Origin of the sequence: Rathayibacter sp. VKM Ac-2856 (genome assembly GCF_013205055.1) — a bacterium.
Taxonomy (GTDB): Bacteria; Actinomycetota; Actinomycetes; order Actinomycetales; family Microbacteriaceae; genus Rathayibacter.
In genome coordinates, this window is the sequence record NZ_JABMLF010000001.1 from 976,030 (window position 1) to 993,885 (window position 17,856).

The window sequence follows — 17,856 nt, forward strand, 5'->3', positions numbered from 1 at the left end:
CCTTGCCGCATTCCGCGGGCGGAATCCGCGACGACTCACGAGGCGGCGCGGACCGCGACCGGCCGCAGCGCCAGCGCGAGCCCGACCCGCTCCCCCGGCTCGAGCCGGAGACCGGCGGCGTGCTGGACGACGAGCTCCTCCCCCTGCTCGGTGCGGAGAGTCGAGCGCCGCACCGGCCCGAGGAAGCTGGTCGCGACGACGACCGCGGGCAGGGCGTCCGGAGCACCGCCCGGCACGATCTCGATGTCCTCGGGGCGGAGGAACGCCGAGACGGCGCCGTCGCCGGTCGCGGTGTCGACCAGAGGCAGGCGCGCGCCGAGCACCGAGACCCCGCCGCCGGACACGACGCCCGGGACCACGTTCGAGAGACCGACGAAGTGCGCGACGAACGGCGTCGAGGGCCGCGCGTAGAGGTCCTCCGGCGCTCCGAGCTGCTCGATCCGCCCCGCGTTCATCACCGCCACGCGGTCGGCGACGGCGAGCGCCTCCTCCTGGTCGTGCGTGACGAAGAACGTGGTGATGCCGATCTCGGACTGCAGGCGCTTGATCTCGTCGCGCAGCTGCACGCGGACCTTCGCGTCCAGCGCGGACAGCGGCTCGTCCAGGAGCAGGACGCGCGGGCGGGTGACCAGCGCCCGCGCCAGCGCCACCCGCTGCTGCTGACCGCCCGAGAGCTGGTGCGCGTAGCGGTCGCCGAGCGCGCCGAGGCCGACCAGGTCGAGCGCGTCCTGCGCGGCCGTCCGCCGCTCCCGGGCCGCGACACCGCGGGTGCGCAGGCCGAACTCGACGTTCTCGCGGGCGCGCAGGTGCGGGAAGAGCGAGTACGACTGGAAGACCATGCCCATGTCGCGTCGGGCGACCGGCAGGTCGGCGACATCGCGCTCGTCGACCAGGATGCGACCGGAGTCGATCCGCTCGAGCCCGCTGAGCGCGCGGAGCGCCGTGGTCTTGCCGCAGCCGGACGGGCCGAGGAGGGCGATGAACTCCCCCGGCGCCACGTCGAACGAGACGCCGTCGAGGGCGCGGGCCGCGCCGAAGTGCCGGGCGACGTCGAGGAAGCGGACGCGGGCGCCCGGGGAGAGGGGCGCGGTCACGAGATGCCTTTCGGGGCGCGGCGCCCGGTCGCGACGAGGCCGATCCGCGCGAGGCGGCCGATCCCGAGCAGCAGGGCGAAGGCGAACAGGAGGGAGAGGAGGGAGAAGATCACGGCCACGTAGGCGTCCTGCTTCGACACCTGGACGAGGCCGGTCTGCAGCGTCGTGCGGCTGAGCAGCGAGGCGATCGTGTACTCGCCGAGGACGACGGCGACGGTGATCAGCGCGGCGGCGACGAGGCCCCGGCGCAGATTCGGCAGCAGCACCCGGGTGAGGACGCCCACAGGGCCCGCACCGAGCGACCGGGCCGCCTCCGAGAGCGTGATCGCGTCCAGGCCCGCGAGGTCCGCGGCGATCGCGCGGTAGGCGTAGGGCAGCACGAGCACGCCGTAGGCGAGGGCGAGCGTCCACGGCGCCGAGCCGACGAGCCGGGTGATCACCGAGTAGACCGGCGCGAGACCGACGACCAGCACGATCGCGGGGACGGTCAGCGGGAGCAGGCAGACGAGCTCCAGCACCCGGCGCAGGCGCGGCAGGCGGATCTCGACCAGGAGCATCGTCGGCACGAGCAGCACGAGCACGATCAGGGCGGTGACCACCGCGAGGATCAGCGAGTTGCCGATGCCCTGGAAGAGCGCGCGGTAGCCGCGCTCGTTCTCCGGGTCGAGGATCGCCGTCCAGTGCGAGAGGTCGTAGCCGCCTGCGCCGCGGAGGGTGAACTCCGCCATCGCGATCAGCGGCACCGCGAAGGCGATCCCGGCGACGACGAGGACGATCCGGGACAGGGCTCGGGTCACCGCTGCCACCGCTGCGCGCGGCGCTGCAGCAGCGCGTAGCCGGACATCAGCACGATCATCACCACGAGCATCCCGAGCGCGAGCGCTCCGGCCAGGTTCTCGCGGCCGAGGACCGTCTCGCTCACCAGGGCCGCACGGATCTGCAGGGGCACGATCTGGGCGCCCTGGCTGATCAGCGCCGCGGCCGTGGCGAAGGAGGAGAACGCGTTGGCGAACAGCAGCAGCATCGAGCCGAGGAAGGACGGGGCGAGCACGGGCACCGCGACGCGCCACCAGTAGCTCGCGGCACCGCCGCCGAGCACGGCGTTCGCCTCGGCCCACTCGGGCCGCAGCCCCTCGAGGGCGGGCAGGAAGGTGAGCACCATCAGCGGCACCTGGAAGTAGAGGTAGGGCAGGATCAGCCCCGGCAGCTGGTAGAGCCAGACGCCGTCGGCGTAGAGGTCGACGCCCGCGCCCGCGAGGAGCGTCGTCACGAGGCCCTGCACGCCGATCGTCGCGATGAAGGCGAACGCCAGCATCACTCCGCCGAACTGCGCGAGCACGCTCGCGGCGGCGTCGACGATCGTCCGGAGCGGTCCGCGCGGGTCGGCGCCGAGCAGAGCGAGGCAGACGATCCCGCCGAGGACGGCACCGAGCACCGCGGTGAGCGCGGACAGGCCGAGCGAGGCGCCGAAGGCCGACAGGACGACGGGGTCGCCCAGCGCCGCGACGTTCGCGAGCGTGAACCGGCCGTCGCCGTCGACGAAGCCGGTGGCGACCGCGAGGACGGTCGGCACGGCCAGGAAGAGCAGGACGTACACCGCGAACGGAGCGACGCCCAGCGACGCGGGGAGACCGCGCCGTCCCCGGGCCGCGCGGGCCTCGGGGACGGCGCGGACGGAGGCGGTCGTCACTGGATCGCCGCGGCCCACTTCTCGGCCAGCAGCGCCGAGGCGGCCTCGGTCTGCTCGGTCGTGAACTGGACGAGGTCCTCCGGAGCGGCGCCGACGGCGTCGAGGGCCTCCTGGTCGACCGTGCCCGCGTCGACCATCGCCGCGAGGCGCACCGGGTAGGCACCGGCCGCGAGGTAGAGGTTCTGCGCGGCGTCGGAGTAGAGGTACTCCTGCCACAGGCGCGCGGCGGCCGGGTGCGGTGCATCGGCGTTGATCGCCTGGTTGTAGTAGCTGCCGACCGCGGTGCCGGGCAGCACGGTCGTCGTCCACTCGCGGGTGCCCTCGTTCGCGGTCGCGGCGGCGAGGTTGTTGTAGCTCCAGTCGAAGACGACGGGGGTCTCGCCCGAGGCGATCGTCGCGTCGGTCGGGTCCAGCGGCAGGAAGTTGCCCGCGTCGTTCAGCTCCGCGAAGAAGTCGATGCCCGGCTGGACGTCGTCCGCGGATCCGCCCGACTGCACCGCGGCGAGCTGCACCGCGGCGGCGGCGGCGCCGGCCTGGGTCGGGTCGCCGTTGATCGCGACCGAGCCGCGGTAGTCGGCGCCGAGGAGGTCCTCGAGCGACTCGGGGGCGGGCACGGCGTCGGCGTCGTAGCCGATCGACATCAGGCCGGTGTAGTCGTTCACCCAGAGGCCGGTCTCCTCGCGATTGCCCTCGGGGATGTCGTCCCAGGTCTCGACCTTGTACGGCGCGAACAGGTCGGTGTTGGCGAGCGCCACCGCGGCGCCGAGGTCGAAGACGTCCGGAGCGGTGTCCTGACCCGCCAGGTTCTGCGCGGTGCTGATCTCCTCGGCGGAGGAGACGTCCGGGTCCGCGGAGTTCACGGTGATGCCGTACTCGTCCTCGAAGCCCGAGATGAGCTCGCCGTAGTTGGCCCAGTTGTCGGGCAGCGCGATGACGTTCAGCTCGCCCTCGGCCTTCGCGGCCTCGATCAGGGCGTCGAGCCCGCCGAGGTCGGCGGCGGAGGTCGCGGTCGAGGCGTCGGCGGACGCCTCTCCCGAGGAGGCGCCGGCGTCGCCGGAGCAGGCGGTGAGAGTGAGGGCGAGGGCGGCGGTCGCGGCGGCGAGCACGCCGGCGCGCGGGAAGCGCTGGGTCGTCAAGGGTCCTCCAGGAGTCGGGTGGGCGGCCCCGGCGGGGCGCCTCGGGAAACGTAGGGTCGTCTCCCGACGCGCCGGGGCCGGGCGGGTGAACCGGACGGGAACACCCGGCGGCGGAGCGGCATCGGCACCGGACCGGCCGATGTCGGTGCCCTTCGCTAGCGTGGGGGCACCATGACCGAGCAGCTCAGCCCCGCGCTCGCGCGCCGCATCGCCCTGGCCGCCCAGGGCTTCGGCGCCGCGCCGCCGGCGCGGGTCGGCACGCGGCAGATCCTCGGCGTGATCGACCGCATCCGGCCGCTGCAGCTCGACTCGGTGAACGTCTTCGAGCGGAGCCACTACCTCCCCGTCCTCGCCCGCCTCGGCCCCTACGACCGCGCCCTCCTCGACGCGGTCGCGTTCTCGCCGAAGGGCCACTACCTCGAGTACTGGGCGCACGAGGCCGCGCTGATCCGCCGGGCCGACCTGCCGCTCTACCGCTGGCGGATGGAGCACTACCGCCGCGTGCGGCTGCCCGAGCACGAGGGCTGGGCGGCCGAGAACCGCTCCACGCTCGACTGGCTGCGCGCGGCGCTGGCCGACGGACCGCTGCGCGCCTCCGAGATCGAGCACGAGGCGAACACGCGCACGGGCCCGTGGTGGGGCTGGTCCGACATCAAGCGCGGGCTCGAGGTGCTCTTCCGCTGGGGCGAGGTGGTCACCGCCGGCCGCACGCGGTTCGAGCGCTCCTACGCCCTGGCCGAGCAGGTGCTCCCCCGCGAGGTGCTCGACGCCGACATCCCGTCGGAGGACGCGGTCCGCGAGCTGGTGCGCCGATCCGCGCTCGCCCTCGGCGTCGGCACGCTCGGCGATCTCGCCGACTACCACCGGCTGCTGCAGGCGCCGACCCTCGCGGCGGTGCGCGACCTCGTCGACGCGGGCGAGCTGGTGCCGGTCGAGGTCCGCGGCTGGGAGCGCTCGGGCCGGCCGCTCCCGCTCTGGCGGCACACCGCGGCCCGCCGACCCCGCGAGCTGCGGGCCGACGCGCTGCTCTCGCCCTTCGATCCCGTCGTCTGGCACCGCCCGCGCGCCGAGCTCTTCTTCGACTTCCACTACCGGATCGAGATCTACACGCCCGCGGCGCAGCGCGTGCACGGCTACTACGTGCTGCCCGTCCTGCTCGACGACGTCATCGCGGCGCGCGTCGATCTCAAGAGCGACCGGCGGAACGGCGTGCTGCTGGTGCAGTCCGCCTGGCGCGAGCCGGGGGCGCCGCCCGACACCGCCGAGCGGCTCGCCGCGCTGCTCGTCGCGGCCGCCCGGTGGCAGGGGCTCGAGAGCGTGACGGTCGTCGGCCGCGGCACCCTCGCGTCCGATCTCCTCAGGGCGCTGACCGCGAGCCACCGGGAGGTCCTCGCATGAGCGGCCCGCGGGAGCGGCAGGGCCCGATCGCGCTCGCCCTCTCCGAGAAGTGCGTCGCCCTGCTGCTCGAGCGCGGCACGACGAAGGGCGTCAGCTCGATGGACCTCGCGCACGCCGCCGGCATCTCGCTGCGCACCTTCCACCGCTACCTCGGCGGCAAGGAGGACTGCGTGCGCCCCGTGCTCTACGCGGCCATCGCCGCGATGGCGCGCGAGCTCACGACCCGTCCGGCGTCGGAGTCGCTGAACACGGCTCTCGGCGCCGCCTTCGCCGCCGCCGCCTCCGGCCCGCAGCTGGAGCGGACCCTGCGGCTGATGCCGCTGCTCACCGAGACGCCGGCGATGCGCGCCGTCTGGGCGCAGTCGCTGCACGACGGCGAGACCGCCCTGACGCCGAGCATCGCGCTGCGGATGGGCCTGCCCGCCGCAGACGAGCCGCGCGCGGCCGTGCTGGCGACGGTGGTGCTCGCCCTGGTGCGCCGCGCCCTCGTCGACGCCGTCGCCTCGGGGGCCGACCCGGCGCCCGTCTTCGACGAGTACCTGACCACGCTCGACGGCGGTCCGCTGGCCGCGACCGCGCCGGTCGCGCCGCCGGCGACCGCGCCCCCGGCGACCGCGCCCCCGGCGACCGCGCCCTCCGCGGACGACTAGAAGCGCGAGCCCATCTCGCCGAGCCGGCGGACGCGATCCGCGATCGGCGGGTGGGTGGCGAACATCCGGGCGACGGCACCGGGCTTCGACGGGTCCGCGATCCAGAGGTGCGCCATCGAGCTGTTCTGGCGCCGCATCGGCCGCCCGGCGGAGTCGAGCTTGAGCAGCGCGCTCGCGAGGGCGTCCGGGTGCCGCGTGGTGAGCGCTCCGGTCGCATCGGCGAGGTACTCCCGCTGCCGCGAGATCGAGAGCTGGACCACGGTCGCCACGATCGGTGCCAGCACGAGCGAGACCAGCCCGACCACCAGCAGGATCGGGTTGCCGCCGCCGTTGCCGTTGCGGTTGCCGCCGAAGAAGGCGAAGCGCAGGAAGACGTCGGAGAGGAAGCCGACCGCCACGACGAGCCCGAAGACGATCATCGACACCCGGATGTCGTAGTTCCGGACGTGCCCGAGCTCGTGCGCCATCACGCCCTCCAGCTCGGCGTCGTCCATGATCGCGAGGAGACCGGTGGTCGCCGCGACGACCGCGTGCTCGGGGTCGCGACCGGTGGCGAAGGCGTTCGGCGCGGGGTCGTCGATCAGGTAGACCTTCGGCATCGGCGTGCCCGTGGCGATCGAGAGGTTCTCCACGATGCGGTACAGCCGCGGGTCGTCGGACTTCTCGATCGGGACGCCGCCGCTGATCGCGATCGCCTGCCTCGCCGCGAAGAAGTACTGGAAGAGGGCGTACGCGGCGGCGACCACGAGGACCACCACGACGATCGCGGTGCTGCGGTAGATCGCGGCCGCGAGCGCGCCGAGACCGCCGATGATCAGGAGGAACAGAGCGAGGATCAGGACCGTGTTGCGCTTGTTCCGGGCGATCGCGCTGTACATCGCGCTCCGCTAGAACTGGACGCGCGGCGGCTCCGAGATCGCGGCGAGATCGCCGACCTCGAAGAACTCGCGCTCCGAGAAGCCGAGCCGGCGCGAGAAGAGCGTGTTCGGGAACACGGTCACCTTGGTGTTCATCTCGCGGACGCCGCCGTTGTAGAACCGGCGGGCCGACTGGATCTTGTCCTCCGAGTCGACCAGCTCGCCCTGCAGCTGGAGGAAGTTCTGGCTCGCCTGCAGCTGGGGGTAGGCCTCCGCCACGGCGAAGATCGACTTCAGCGCCTTCTGCATGTGGTCCTCGGCGGCGGACGCCTCGGCGGGGCTCTGCGCGGACAGCGTCTCGGCGCGGGCGCGGGTCACCGACTCGAAGACCTGCCTCTCGTGGGAGGCGTAGCCCTTCACCGAGTCGATGACGTTCGGGATCAGGTCCGCCCGCCGCTTCAGCTGGACGGTGATGTCGCTCCACGCCTCGTCGACACGGACGTTGAGCGTGACCAGCGAGTTGTAGGTGGCCCAGAGGTAGATCCCGAGGATCACGACGAGCACGACGACGACGATGAGCGGGACGAGCCATTCCATGCCGACAAGTGTAGGGAAGGACCGCCCGCCGATCGCCTCGGTCCGGCGCATTCGCAGCGACGGCGGCGGCGCTGCCCCGGCGGCGCCATCCCAGGGGGGCGGCGCTACTTCAGGGTCTTCTGCATCAGGACGGTGCTCAGCCAGCGCTCGAACTTGAAGCCGACCCGCCCCATCCGCCCGACCTCGACGAAGCCGTACTTCGCGTGCATCGTCAGCGACGCCTCGGCGCCCTTGTCCGCGATCACGGCCATCACCTGGCGGATGCCGACCGCCTTCGCCCGCTCGAGCAGCTCGGTCATCAGGGCCTTGCCGAGTCCCTTGCCGGTGGAGGCCGCCCGGAGGTAGATCGAGTTCTCGACGGTGAAGCGGTAGGCGCGCTTGGACGACCAGGGCGAGACCATCGCGTAGCCGAGGATCTGACCCGAGGGCGAGACGGCGACGATGAACGGCAGCCCGAGCTTCTGGTTCCGCGCGAACTTCGAGCGCCATTCCTTCAGCGTCGAGTCGTCCTCGTCGAAGGTCACGACGGTGTTGCGGACGTAGTGGTTGTAGATCTCCTGGATGTCCGGGAGGTCGGCGCTGCGCGCCTCGCGGATCTCGAAGGAGAACTCCGGCTCGGGGGCGGGCTGCCGGCGCAGGTGCGGCGGGAGGACCCGGCGCTGCTCGTACTCTTCCTCGAGCATCTCGCTCCCTTTCCGCGGTGGTGGTCGGCACGGTGGTGGTCGGCATCGGCGCTCCGGGCGACGGCGGAGGACCGGAGCCAGCGTATCCGGGGCGGCGGCGCGCCGAGGCGGGCCGCGCGGGTCAGGGCAGGAGCGCCCAGTCGACCGGCTCGGCGCCGCGCTCGGCGAGCAGCTCGTTCGCCCGGCTGAACGGCCGCGAGCCGAAGAAGCCCCGCGAGGCGGACAGCGGGCTGGGGTGGGCGCTCTCGACGACGCCCGAGTCGCCCAGCAGCGGGCGGAGCTTCGCGGCGTCGCGGCCCCAGAGGATCGCGACGAGGGGCTGATCGCGGGCGACGAGGGTGCGGATCGCGTGCTCGGTCACCCGCTCCCAGCCCTTGCCGCGGTGCGAGGCGGGCGCGCCCGGCGCGACGGTGAGGACCCGGTTGAGCAGCAGCACGCCGCTGCGGGTCCAGCCGCTGAGGTCGCCGTGCTCGGGGGCGGTGACGCCCAGGTCGTCACGGAGCTCGCGGTAGATGTTCTGCAGGCTGCGCGGCAGCGGCCGCACGTGCCGGTCGACGGCGAAGGACAGGCCGATCGGGTGCCCGGGCGTCGGGTAGGGGTCCTGCCCCACGATCAGGACGCGGACGTCCTCGAGCGGCGCGGCGAAGGCGCGGAGCACCTGCGCGCCGGCCGGCAGGTAGGGCCGCCCGGCCGCCGTCTCCGCGCGGAGGAAGTCGCCCATCGCGGCGATGTCCCCCGCCACCGGGGCGAGCTCCTCGGCCCAGCCGCGGTCGATCAGGCCGGCGCCGGCCAGCTCCTGCAGATCCATCCTCAGCTCGCGGCGAGGGTGGCGACGCTCACTCCGGCCTCGCCGGCGCTCGCGCGCCAGACCGAGCCGGCGCCGCGGACGCGCAGGGCGCCCGTCCCGACGGTGAGGACCGTCGACTCGTCGATCGCGACGCCGCCGTCCACGAGCCCGGCCTCGACGGCCGCGACCAGGCGGCCGAGCGTGCCCCACTGCGCGGCGTGCACGTCGATCGAGACGTCGACGAGGCCGATGCCCTCGAGCACCGTGACCTCGTCCAGCTCCTCGGCCGCGTGCTCCGGGGCCACGGCGACTCCGCCGATGCGCGAGCCGCCGATGATCGCGCGGTCGGCGGCGACCGCCGCGCCCGCCGAGAAGCCGGCGTAGGGCACTCCGGAGGAGACGAGGTCGCGCAGGCGCGGGAACGACGCCTCGAGCGCGTCGCGGTAGGCGGGGGTCAGACCGCCGCCGACGAGGATCCCGTCCACGTCGTCGAAGACGGCGGGGTCGATCCGGCCGCCCTCGGGCTTCATCACGGCCACGGGGACGAGCTTGCCGACCGTCGCGAGCGTCGCGGCCCAGGCGGCGTAGACCTCGGGGCCGAGGCCGTCGTGCACGATGACGATCGCGATGCGCGGGCCCTCGATGCGGCCGGCGTCGACGGCGCGGTCGTGCGCCTCCGCCAGGAACGCGCCGTAGAGCTGGGCGTCGTGCTCGACTCCGCCGCCGCCGCCGATCAGGTGGACGCTCACTCGTCGTCCTCCGCGAGGGCGCCCGCCACCGGCGGCAGCGCCGACCAGGGGAAGACGATCCAGCGCGGAGTCCGCCGCCAGAAGAAGTCGGGCTCGAGCACCGTGCGCGGCTTGGTGTAGAGCGTGACGGTCTGCACCTCGGCGCCCATCGCGCGGATCAGGTCGACCGAGAGGGCGAGGGTGTGCCCGGAGTCGGACACGTCGTCGACGAGGAGGATGCGCTTGCCGCGCACGGACGCCTCGTCCAGCAGCGGCGGCAGCACGACGGGGGCGGACAGGCGCGCCTCGACCCCGGTGTAGAACTCGACGTTCAGCGCGCCGCAGCTCTTGATGCCCAGCGCGTAGGCGACGGCCCCCGCGAGCAGGAGCCCGCCGCGCGCGATGGCGACGACCAGCTCCGGGCGGTAGCCGGAGGCGACGACGTCGTCGGCGAGATGGCGAGCGGCGTCACCGAACTCGAGCCAGCCGAGGACCTCCTTCTCCGTGGCGGCGAGGAGGGCGGCGGAGTCGTCGGCGTCGGAAACCATGAGGGACAGGCTAGAGCGTCGCGAGGCCCCGCGTCACATCACAGGACCCCGCGACCGGGTGCCGTCACTCCTTCGGGCTGAGCGCGCCCTTGATCACCTTGTGCGGCGCGGCCTGCGCCACCGGCTTGATCGTGACCAGATCGAGGTTGACGTGCGGCGGCAGCTCGACGGAGGAGACGATCGCCGCGGCGACGTCCTCCGCCACCAGCGGCCCGGGGACGTCGGAGTAGACCTTGTCGGCTCGCTCCCTGTCGCCGCCGAAGCGGACCAGCGAGAACTCCTCGGTGTGCACCATGCCCGGCGCGATCTCGATCACGCGGATCGGCTCCCCGGCGAGCTCGAGGCGGAGGACCGCGACCAGCGCGTGCGCGGCGAACTTCGCCGCGTTGTAGCCGCCGCCGCCCTCGTAGGCGACGTGCCCGGCGATCGAGGTGACGGTCACGACGTCGGCCGAGCCCTCGGAGCCGGCGTCGGCGATCCCGGCGCGCAGCAGCGGGAGCAGTGCGCTCGTGACGAGCTTGACCGAGAGCACGTTGATCTCGAACATCCGCGTCCAGTCGGCGGGGTCGGACGCCTCCACCGAGTCGAGGCCGAGCGCGCCGCCGGCGTTGTTGACGAGGGCGTGCACCGCGCCGGTCGCCGCGAGGTGGTCGCGCAGCGCGTCGACCTGGGCGGCGTCGGTCAGATCGGCGACGAACAGGCCGGCCCCCGTCTCCGCGGCGAGCGCCTCGAGCCGCTCACGGCGGCGGGCGACCGCCACCACGTCCCAGCCGTGCTCCCGGAACAGGCGGACCGTGGCCGCACCGATCCCCGAACTCGCCCCTGTCACCACGACGCGTCGAACCACGCTCGTCCTCTTTCCGTCAAGCCTCGGACACCATCGACTCCGTCGTCGGAGCCAACGCTAGCCTGGCGGCATGCAGCCCGCCGACCCGGTCCCCGCCACCGCCGGGTCGCCCACCGCTCCCAAGCGCCGCGTCCCCCTCTGGGACAACGCCCGCTTCGTCTGCGTCGCCCTCGTCGTGATCGGCCACGGGATCCAGCGGCTGACGGCCAACTCGGACACCTCGCTGATCGTCTACCTGACGATCTACGCCTTCCACATGCCGGCCTTCGCGATCATCTCGGGGTACTTCTCCAAGGCCGGGGCGCCGAGCACCCGGACCATGCGCCGGGTGCTCACCGACATCCTGCTGCCGTACCTGATCATGGAGGTGATCTGGACGCTGGTGCAGTTCGCCGTCGAGGGCAAGCAGGAGTTCAACCCGACCAAGCCGAGCTGGACCCTGTGGTTCCTGCTCGCCCTGGGCATCTTCCGACTGGTCCTCCCCTACCTGGCTCTGCTGCGCTGGCCGCTGCTGATCAGCGTGGTCCTCGCCGTCGGCGTCAGCTACTACGACAACATCGACTCGACCTTCTCGCTCGCCCGGGCGATCGGGATCCTGCCGTTCTTCGTGTTCGGCTGGCGGCTGCGCAGCTGGAAGGCCGGCTCGCGCCTGCTGGTGGACCGCTGGCTCGATCTCACCCCGCGGCAGATCCTCGTCTCGCGCGTGATCGCGGTCGTCCTCTTCGCCGCGACCGCGGTGGTGATGACGGTCAACATCGACGCCTTCCGCGCGGCGGATCTGCGCTACTGGTTCTTCTACGACCGCCCCTACGACGCGCTCGGCGAGACCGCCTGGTGGGCGGGCCTCGTGCGCCTGGCGCTGATGGCGACCGCTGTCGTGCTCTCGCTCGCCCTGTTCAGCCTGATCCCGCGCCGCCGCACCGCGATGACGGCGTGGGGCCAGTCGACGATGTACGTCTACCTGCTGCACAGCTTCGTCCTCTATCCGCTGCGCGAGTCGGGGCTGCTGTCGGCGACCGAGAGCACGGTCGCGCTGCTGCTGATGATCGTGTTCTGCATCGTCGTGGCGGTGGCGCTCTCGCTCGGCTGGACCCGCACGCTCTTCCACAAGATCATCGAGCCGCGGGCCGCCTGGCTGTTCGCGCCGGTCGCCGACGAGCGGCCCGAGCGGGCGAACCGCGCCGACCCGACCGGGTCCAAGCGCGACCCGCGGCCGACGTCCGGGAACCGCACCGTACGCTGACCCGGCGGGATTACCCCGTGTGTCGGGTGCTCTCGCCGCGCCCGCGGCCCGCGCCTAGGCTCGTCGCGACGGGGAACGGCCTCCGTTCCGAACCGACGATGCGATGGGATGCACCATGACCGACTCCGAGAAGTGGCAGTTCGAGACCAAGCAGATCCACTCCGGAGCCGCGCCCGATCCCGTCACGAAGGCGCGCGCGACGCCGATCTACCAGACCACCTCCTACGTGTTCGACAACGCCGAGCACGCGAAGAACCTCTTCTCGCTCGCCGAGTTCGGCAACATCTACACCCGCATCCAGAACCCGACCCAGGCGGTCGTGGAGGAGCGCCTCACCGCGCTCGAGGGCGGCTCCGGTGCCCTGCTGCTCGCGTCCGGCCAGGCGGCCGAGACCGCGGCCGTGCTCAACATCGCGCAGGCCGGCGACCACCTCGTCTCGTCCTCGTCGATCTACGGCGGCACGTACAACCTCTTCAAGTACACGCTGGCCAAGCTCGGCATCGAGACGACCTTCGTCGAGAACCAGGACGACCAGGAGGAGTGGCGCCGCGCGGTCCGACCGAACACGAAGCTCTTCTTCGCCGAGACCATCGGCAACCCCAAGATCAACATCCTCGACATCCGCGCCGTCGCCGACGTCGCGCACGAGGCCGGCGTCCCGCTGATCGTCGACAACACGATCGCGACGCCGTACCTGATCCGCCCGTTCGAGCACGGCGCGGACATCATCGTGCACTCGGCGACCAAGTTCCTCGGCGGTCACGGCACGGTCATCGGCGGCGCGATCGTCGATGGCGGCACCTTCTCGTGGACCGCGAACGCGGCGAAGTTCCCCGGGCTGACGACGCCCGACCACTCGTACCACGGCGCGGTCTACACCGATGCGGTCGGCGACTCGCTCGCCTACATCATCAAGGCCCGCGTGCAGCTGCTGCGCGACCTCGGCGCCTCGATCGCCCCGGCGAGCGCCTGGCAGCTGATCCAGGGCATCGAGACGCTGTCGCTGCGGATCGAGCGCCACGTGCAGAACGCGCAGGAGATCGCGGAGTACCTGGAGGACCACTCGGACATCGCGACGGTCAACTACTCCGGGCTGCCCACCTCGCCCTGGTACGCGGCGGCGAACCGCTACGCGCCGAAGGGCGTCGGCGCGGTGCTCTCGTTCGAGCTCAAGGGCGGCGTCGACGCCGGCCGCGCGTTCGTCGACTCGCTCGTGCTGTTCTCGCACCTGGCGAACATCGGCGACGTCCGCTCGCTCGTGATCCACCCCGCGTCGACCACGCACTCGCAGCTCACCCCGGAGCAGCAGCTCACGGCGGGTGTCACGCCCGGGCTCGTCCGCCTCTCGGTCGGCCTCGAGAACATCGACGACCTCCGCGCCGACCTCGCGCAGGCGCTGCAGGCCGCCCGCAGCGTCGTGGAGGCGTCCCGCGCGAACGCCTGACCCGGGTCGGCGCGACAGAGAGCGGCCGCGCCCCCCTTCCCTGCTGATCGAGTAAGCCGCGGAGCGGCCGTATCGAGATCCACCGTTCTGCAGAGGGCGGGTCTCGATACGCCACTCCGCGGCTACTCGACCAGCATGAGGGGACGCCTCTCCGCGGCTACTCGACCAGCATGAGGGGGTGCCGCTCCGCGGCTGCTCCACCAGCATGAACGGGGGGGGCACCGCGGGCTCCCCGCACGCACAGCGCCGCAGGCTCCGCACGCGGCGTAACAAAGGGCGGGCGTCCGCCGCACTCTGCGACGATGGACACCGCTATGGACTGGCAGCAGACACTCGAGGACACCGTCCCTTCGGCCTTCGTCACCGAGCGCCAGCTCCGCTCGGTGATGGGCAAGCCGCCCGCCACCGGCGCGTGGCGCGAGGGCGACCACCCCGGTGGCCGGCGCTTCGTCGAGATCGGCCCGTTCGCCTTCGAGGCCGGCGGCCGACTCCCCCACGTCCGCGTCGCCTATGAGAGCTGGGGCGAGCTCTCGCCCGCGCGCGACAACGCGATCCTGGTGCTGCACGCCCTCACCGGCGACTCGCACCTGATCGGCCGCGGCGACCCGGGGCACGCGACCGACGGCTGGTGGTCCGGACTCGTCGGCCCGGGTCTCGTCATCGACACCGACCGCTACTTCGTCGTCGCGCCGAACATGCTCGGCGGCTGCCAGGGCACGACCGGCCCCGCCTCGCTCGCGCCGGACGGGCACGAGTGGGGAGCGCGCTTCCCCTATACGAGCATCCGCGACCAGGTCGCCGTGCAGGCGCTCTTCGCCGACCGGCTCGGCATCGAGCGCTGGCACACCGTCATCGGCGGCTCGATGGGCGGGATGCAGGCGCTGGAGTGGGGCATCGACCACCCGGAGCGGGTCGCCCGGCTCGCGATCCTCGCCGCTCCCCCGCGCGTCACCTCCGACCAGATCGCGCTCAACTTCGTCCAGCTCGAGGCGATCAGGAACGACGCGGCCTTCGCGGGCGGCGCCTACTACGACGCCGGCGACGGCAAGGGTCCGTACCACGGCCTCGCGCTGGCGCGGCGGATGGCGCTGCTCAACTACCGCAGCCCGTCCGAGCTGAACAGCCGCTTCGAGCGCAGCTGGCAGTCCGGGCTCAGCCCCCTCGGCGGCGGCGGCCGCTTCGCCGTCGAGTCGTACCTCGACTTCCACGGCAACAAGTTCACCCGCCGCTTCGACGCGAACAGCTACATCACGCTCGTCGAGGCGATGAACTCGCACGACGTCGGGCGCGGCCGGGGCGGCGAGGCCGAGGCGCTCGAGCGCGTCACCAGCCCGACGCTCGTGCTGGGCATCGACAGCGACCGGCTCTTCCCCGTCGAGGGCCAGCGGATCATCGCGGCGCACGTCCGAGACAACATCGACGGCGACGGGGTCGCCGTCATCAGCTCGACGTTCGGGCACGACGGCTTCCTGATCGAGGACGACGCGGTCGGCGGGCACCTGGCGAGGCTGCTCGCCATCTGACCCGCGACGGTCGGCACCGGGCGCGGTCCGGAAGCCGACCGCGGCGATCCGTGAGCACCCCCGTTCGAGGGCCCCCCGGCACGGGGACGCACCCCGTCAGAGCCGAGTCCCCGCGGCCTCCCGGCCCGTCGTCGGCCAGTGACTATCGTGAGTCGGGGGTTCCGCCCCGCGCCGCCGTCGGAAGGAGCGTGACCGTGCCGTTGGTCCGCAGCGCTCGCGAGCGCGACCGCCTCCTCCGCCGATGCGCCTGCGGCATCGGGCTCCTGCTCGACGCCACGGCCGTCGCCATGGCCCTCGGGCCGGCCACTCTCCGGCTCGAGGCCACGCCGTTCGCCGTGGCGCTGATCCTCGGGATCGCCGCCCTGCACGTGCAGATCGGCCGGAGCGGGCGGACGCTGTGGGTGGTGCTCCTCGCCGTCGGCGGGCTCCTCCTCAGCGGAGGGCTCGCGATCGCGCTCGCCGGCGATCCGGAGGGCTTCGTGCTCGTCTCGATCGCCAACGCGGTGACCAGCACCGTCGCCGTGGTGCTGACCACGTCCGCACGGCGCCTGCTGGTGCTCCTGCCCGTCCTCGTCCCGAGCGTCCTGATCTGCGTCCTCGCCGCCGAGGAGGCGATGCTCCCCAACGCTCTCGTCCAGAGCCTGCTCCCCTGGGGCACGCTCTGCGGCTTCGCCCTCTGGATCAGCACCGCCGTCCCGCGGGTGGTGCGGCGCATCGACAGCATCGGCAACGCGCACCGCGTGGAGCGGCAGGCCAGCGAGACGGAGGCCCAGCGCCGGCAGGGCGCGCGGCTCCTGCACGACACCGTGCTCGCCACCCTCACCCTGCTCGCCCACTCCGGCCGTGGCGTCTCGGAGGACGCCCTGCGCCGCCAGGCCGCGCAGGACGCCCAGCTGCTGCGCCAGCTGCGCCTCGGCGGGACGCCGACGCCGAGCGCCTCCGGCTCGTACCAGCTGACCAGCGTCACCGCGTCGCCCGCCGCCACCTCCCTCGAGGACGTCAAGGACAAGTTCGGCCGGATGGGGCTCGACGTCATCTGGCACGGCTCGGGCAAGGTCGCGCTCGACGGCTCCGCGCTCGACTCCTTCCTCCTCGCCCTCGCCGAGTGCCTCGAGAACGTGCGGCGCCACTCCGGAGTGAACTCGGCCGACGTCACGATCACCGAGGACGAGCAGACCGTCCGCGCGATGGTCACCGACGCGGGGGCCGGGTTCGAGATCGCCACGGTCCCCGCGACGAAGCTCGGCTTCAAGGAGTCGGTCGTCGCCCGGCTCGCGGACGTCGGCGGGCGCACCCGGCTGTTCAGCTCCCCCGGCTCGGGCACGACCGTGGTCCTGGAGGTGCCCAAGTGACCGCCGGCATCGAGAGCACGTCCCCCCTGCTCGGCGGAGCCGGCGCCGACACCGGGCGCAGCGCGGGCTCGCCCCGCTCCGCCCGCCTGCGGAGGGGGCAGCAGGAGACCCTGGGGACCAGCTATCTCGGCAGCGGCCTCAACGGCATCGCCGCGGCGCTGATGGCCTACGAGTTCCTCGTCTTCATCGTCTCCTACGACGACCACCGCCGACCGGGACTCGTCATCGCGGCCTGGCTGCTCCTCGCTGTGTCCTTCGGGGCGGCCGTCGTCGCCGTGCACGCGGACGGGCAGCGGCTCCCGCAGGCGGCCTACCTCGGGCTGGTCGTCGGGGTCGCGGGGGCCGTGGCGCTGGATCTGGTCGCCGTCGCCGGCCACGGACCCTCCGCGGCCGTGCCGACCGCCGCCGTCGCCGCCGCGGTCGCCCACGCGGCGATGATCGTGCACCGGCGCAGCGCCGAGATCCTCGCCGTCGCGCTCGCCATCGCGGTCGCCGAGCTCCTCGCCTACAGCGCGATGGGCTCCGGCGAGCCGACCTCGTTCTCCGTCCGCGTCGGCGCGATGGCCGTCACCCTCGCCCCCGCCGTCGTCGCCGTGGTCATGATGCGGGGCTTCCGCCGCATGGTCCAGGTCGAGATCGACCGCGCCCTCGTGCAGAGCACCACGCTCGGCCCTCGCTACGCGGTCGGCATGCTCGCCTCGGAGGAGCTCGCCCGGCTCGACCTCGCCGCCGAGCGGCTGCTCGCCGAGGTCGGCGACGGCACGACCGTCCTCCCGCTCGATCCTCAGCGCGCCGCCCACGCCGCCGCCCTCGCCACCAGCCTCCGGCTGCACCTGATCGAGGGGCGCCGCGAGACCTGGCTGCACCACGCGATCCAGGAGTCCGAGCTCCTCTCGCCGCTCGTCGAGCTGCACGACCCGGAGGGGAACGCCGGCCTCCTCGGCCAACGCCAGCGCGACGGCCTGCTCTCCGCGATCTGGCTCATCCTCGACGGCGCCTCCGGGCTCTCCGTGGTGCTGCACGTGCACGCGGGCGCACCCCGCGAGCCGACCGGCGACGCCCCTGCCCGGACGCTGCTGGTGCCGCTCACGCTGCAGTCCGAGGGCGTGCCCGTGCGCGGAGTCGATCCCGCGACGTGGGAGGCTATCGCTCAGGTCGGGACGTTCCGCGAGACGTCCCACGACGACGAGCTCCGGATCGAGATCGACTGCCACGTCGAGAATCCCGCCGACCGATGATCGGCACCGACCATCCCGACCCCCCGCCGACCCGAAGGACA

The 17,856-nt window shown here is 73.0% G+C and carries 18 protein-coding genes; 7 read left to right on the top strand and 11 right to left on the bottom strand.

Annotated elements, in window-relative coordinates; translation table 11 throughout:
* Positions 1 to 35: 35 nt before the first annotated feature.
* From HQQ82_RS19785 to HQQ82_RS04535, 4 genes are read right to left on the bottom strand one after another with little or no spacing between them, the layout of a single operon-like run.
* Positions 36 to 1,094 (bottom strand): ABC transporter ATP-binding protein, encoded by a 1,059-nt coding sequence (locus HQQ82_RS19785; protein WP_173231842.1) that lies wholly within the window; start codon positions 1,092 to 1,094, stop codon positions 36 to 38.
* The gene (locus HQQ82_RS19790) at positions 1,091 to 1,891 is read right to left on the bottom strand and encodes an ABC transporter permease (RefSeq protein ID WP_367947811.1); all 801 of its coding nucleotides are present in this window, start codon (positions 1,889 to 1,891) and stop codon (positions 1,091 to 1,093) included. The genes HQQ82_RS19785 and HQQ82_RS19790 overlap by 4 nt, the downstream gene beginning before the upstream one ends.
* Positions 1,888 to 2,784, bottom strand: coding sequence for an ABC transporter permease (locus HQQ82_RS04530; RefSeq protein WP_173231843.1), 897 nt, complete (start codon positions 2,782 to 2,784; stop codon positions 1,888 to 1,890). Before HQQ82_RS04530 ends, HQQ82_RS19790 begins: the two co-directional genes overlap by 4 nt.
* A complete protein-coding gene (locus tag HQQ82_RS04535) occupies positions 2,781 to 3,920 on the bottom strand; it encodes an ABC transporter substrate-binding protein (protein ID WP_216848189.1) in 1,140 nt (379 codons plus the stop codon). Before HQQ82_RS04535 ends, HQQ82_RS04530 begins: the two co-directional genes overlap by 4 nt.
* A gap of 171 nt (positions 3,921 to 4,091) precedes the next feature.
* Between HQQ82_RS04535 and HQQ82_RS04540 the strand changes: the two genes are divergently transcribed.
* Positions 4,092 to 5,318, top strand: coding sequence for a winged helix-turn-helix domain-containing protein (locus HQQ82_RS04540; RefSeq protein ID WP_173231844.1), 1,227 nt, complete (start codon positions 4,092 to 4,094; stop codon positions 5,316 to 5,318).
* A complete protein-coding gene (locus HQQ82_RS04545) occupies positions 5,315 to 5,968 on the top strand; it encodes a TetR/AcrR family transcriptional regulator (protein ID WP_173231845.1) in 654 nt (217 codons plus the stop codon). Before HQQ82_RS04540 ends, HQQ82_RS04545 begins: the two co-directional genes overlap by 4 nt.
* Here HQQ82_RS04545 and HQQ82_RS04550 read toward each other — a convergent pair.
* From HQQ82_RS04550 to HQQ82_RS04580, 7 genes are all read right to left on the bottom strand, one after another.
* On the bottom strand, positions 5,965 to 6,846 hold the full coding sequence (locus HQQ82_RS04550) for a M48 family metallopeptidase (RefSeq protein ID WP_173231846.1): 882 nt from the start codon (positions 6,844 to 6,846) through the stop codon (positions 5,965 to 5,967). The genes HQQ82_RS04545 and HQQ82_RS04550 overlap by 4 nt on opposite strands.
* A 9-nt stretch (positions 6,847 to 6,855) precedes the next feature.
* Entirely contained in the window at positions 6,856 to 7,422 is a 567-nt protein-coding gene (locus HQQ82_RS04555) for a LemA family protein (RefSeq protein ID WP_173231847.1), read from the bottom strand.
* A 104-nt stretch (positions 7,423 to 7,526) separates the two neighbouring features.
* On the bottom strand, positions 7,527 to 8,105 hold the full coding sequence (locus HQQ82_RS04560; protein ID WP_173231848.1) for a GNAT family N-acetyltransferase: 579 nt from the start codon (positions 8,103 to 8,105) through the stop codon (positions 7,527 to 7,529).
* Positions 8,106 to 8,226: 121 nt separating this feature from the next.
* Complete coding sequence (locus tag HQQ82_RS04565) at positions 8,227 to 8,919, bottom strand: uracil-DNA glycosylase (RefSeq protein WP_254071286.1); 693 nt, start codon at positions 8,917 to 8,919, stop codon at positions 8,227 to 8,229.
* Positions 8,916 to 9,641: a Type 1 glutamine amidotransferase-like domain-containing protein gene (locus HQQ82_RS04570; RefSeq protein ID WP_173231850.1), complete on the bottom strand. Its 726-nt coding sequence runs from the start codon at positions 9,639 to 9,641 to the stop codon at positions 8,916 to 8,918. The genes HQQ82_RS04565 and HQQ82_RS04570 overlap by 4 nt, the downstream gene beginning before the upstream one ends.
* Entirely contained in the window at positions 9,638 to 10,168 is a 531-nt protein-coding gene (locus HQQ82_RS04575; protein ID WP_173231851.1) for a phosphoribosyltransferase, read from the bottom strand. The genes HQQ82_RS04570 and HQQ82_RS04575 overlap by 4 nt, the downstream gene beginning before the upstream one ends.
* Positions 10,169 to 10,232: 64 nt before the next feature.
* Positions 10,233 to 11,015: an SDR family NAD(P)-dependent oxidoreductase gene (locus HQQ82_RS04580; RefSeq protein ID WP_367947812.1), complete on the bottom strand. Its 783-nt coding sequence runs from the start codon at positions 11,013 to 11,015 to the stop codon at positions 10,233 to 10,235.
* A gap of 70 nt (positions 11,016 to 11,085) precedes the next feature.
* Between HQQ82_RS04580 and HQQ82_RS04585 the strand changes: the two genes are divergently transcribed.
* The 5 genes from HQQ82_RS04585 to HQQ82_RS04605 all read left to right on the top strand — a co-directional run bounded on the left by HQQ82_RS04585 (position 11,086) and on the right by HQQ82_RS04605 (position 17,815).
* Entirely contained in the window at positions 11,086 to 12,258 is a 1,173-nt protein-coding gene (locus tag HQQ82_RS04585) for an acyltransferase family protein (protein WP_173231852.1), read from the top strand.
* Positions 12,259 to 12,373: 115 nt separating this feature from the next.
* Entirely contained in the window at positions 12,374 to 13,702 is a 1,329-nt protein-coding gene (locus HQQ82_RS04590; protein WP_173231853.1) for a bifunctional o-acetylhomoserine/o-acetylserine sulfhydrylase, read from the top strand.
* A 314-nt stretch (positions 13,703 to 14,016) separates the two neighbouring features.
* Positions 14,017 to 15,225, top strand: a complete 1,209-nt coding sequence (locus HQQ82_RS04595) for a homoserine O-acetyltransferase (protein ID WP_173232332.1) — start codon at positions 14,017 to 14,019, stop codon at positions 15,223 to 15,225.
* Between the two features lie 188 nt (positions 15,226 to 15,413).
* The gene (locus HQQ82_RS04600) at positions 15,414 to 16,577 is read left to right on the top strand and encodes an ATP-binding protein (RefSeq protein ID WP_173231854.1); all 1,164 of its coding nucleotides are present in this window, start codon (positions 15,414 to 15,416) and stop codon (positions 16,575 to 16,577) included.
* Positions 16,574 to 17,815 (top strand): hypothetical protein, encoded by a 1,242-nt coding sequence (locus HQQ82_RS04605; RefSeq protein ID WP_173231855.1) that lies wholly within the window; start codon positions 16,574 to 16,576, stop codon positions 17,813 to 17,815. Before HQQ82_RS04600 ends, HQQ82_RS04605 begins: the two co-directional genes overlap by 4 nt.
* Positions 17,816 to 17,856 lie beyond the last annotated feature (41 nt).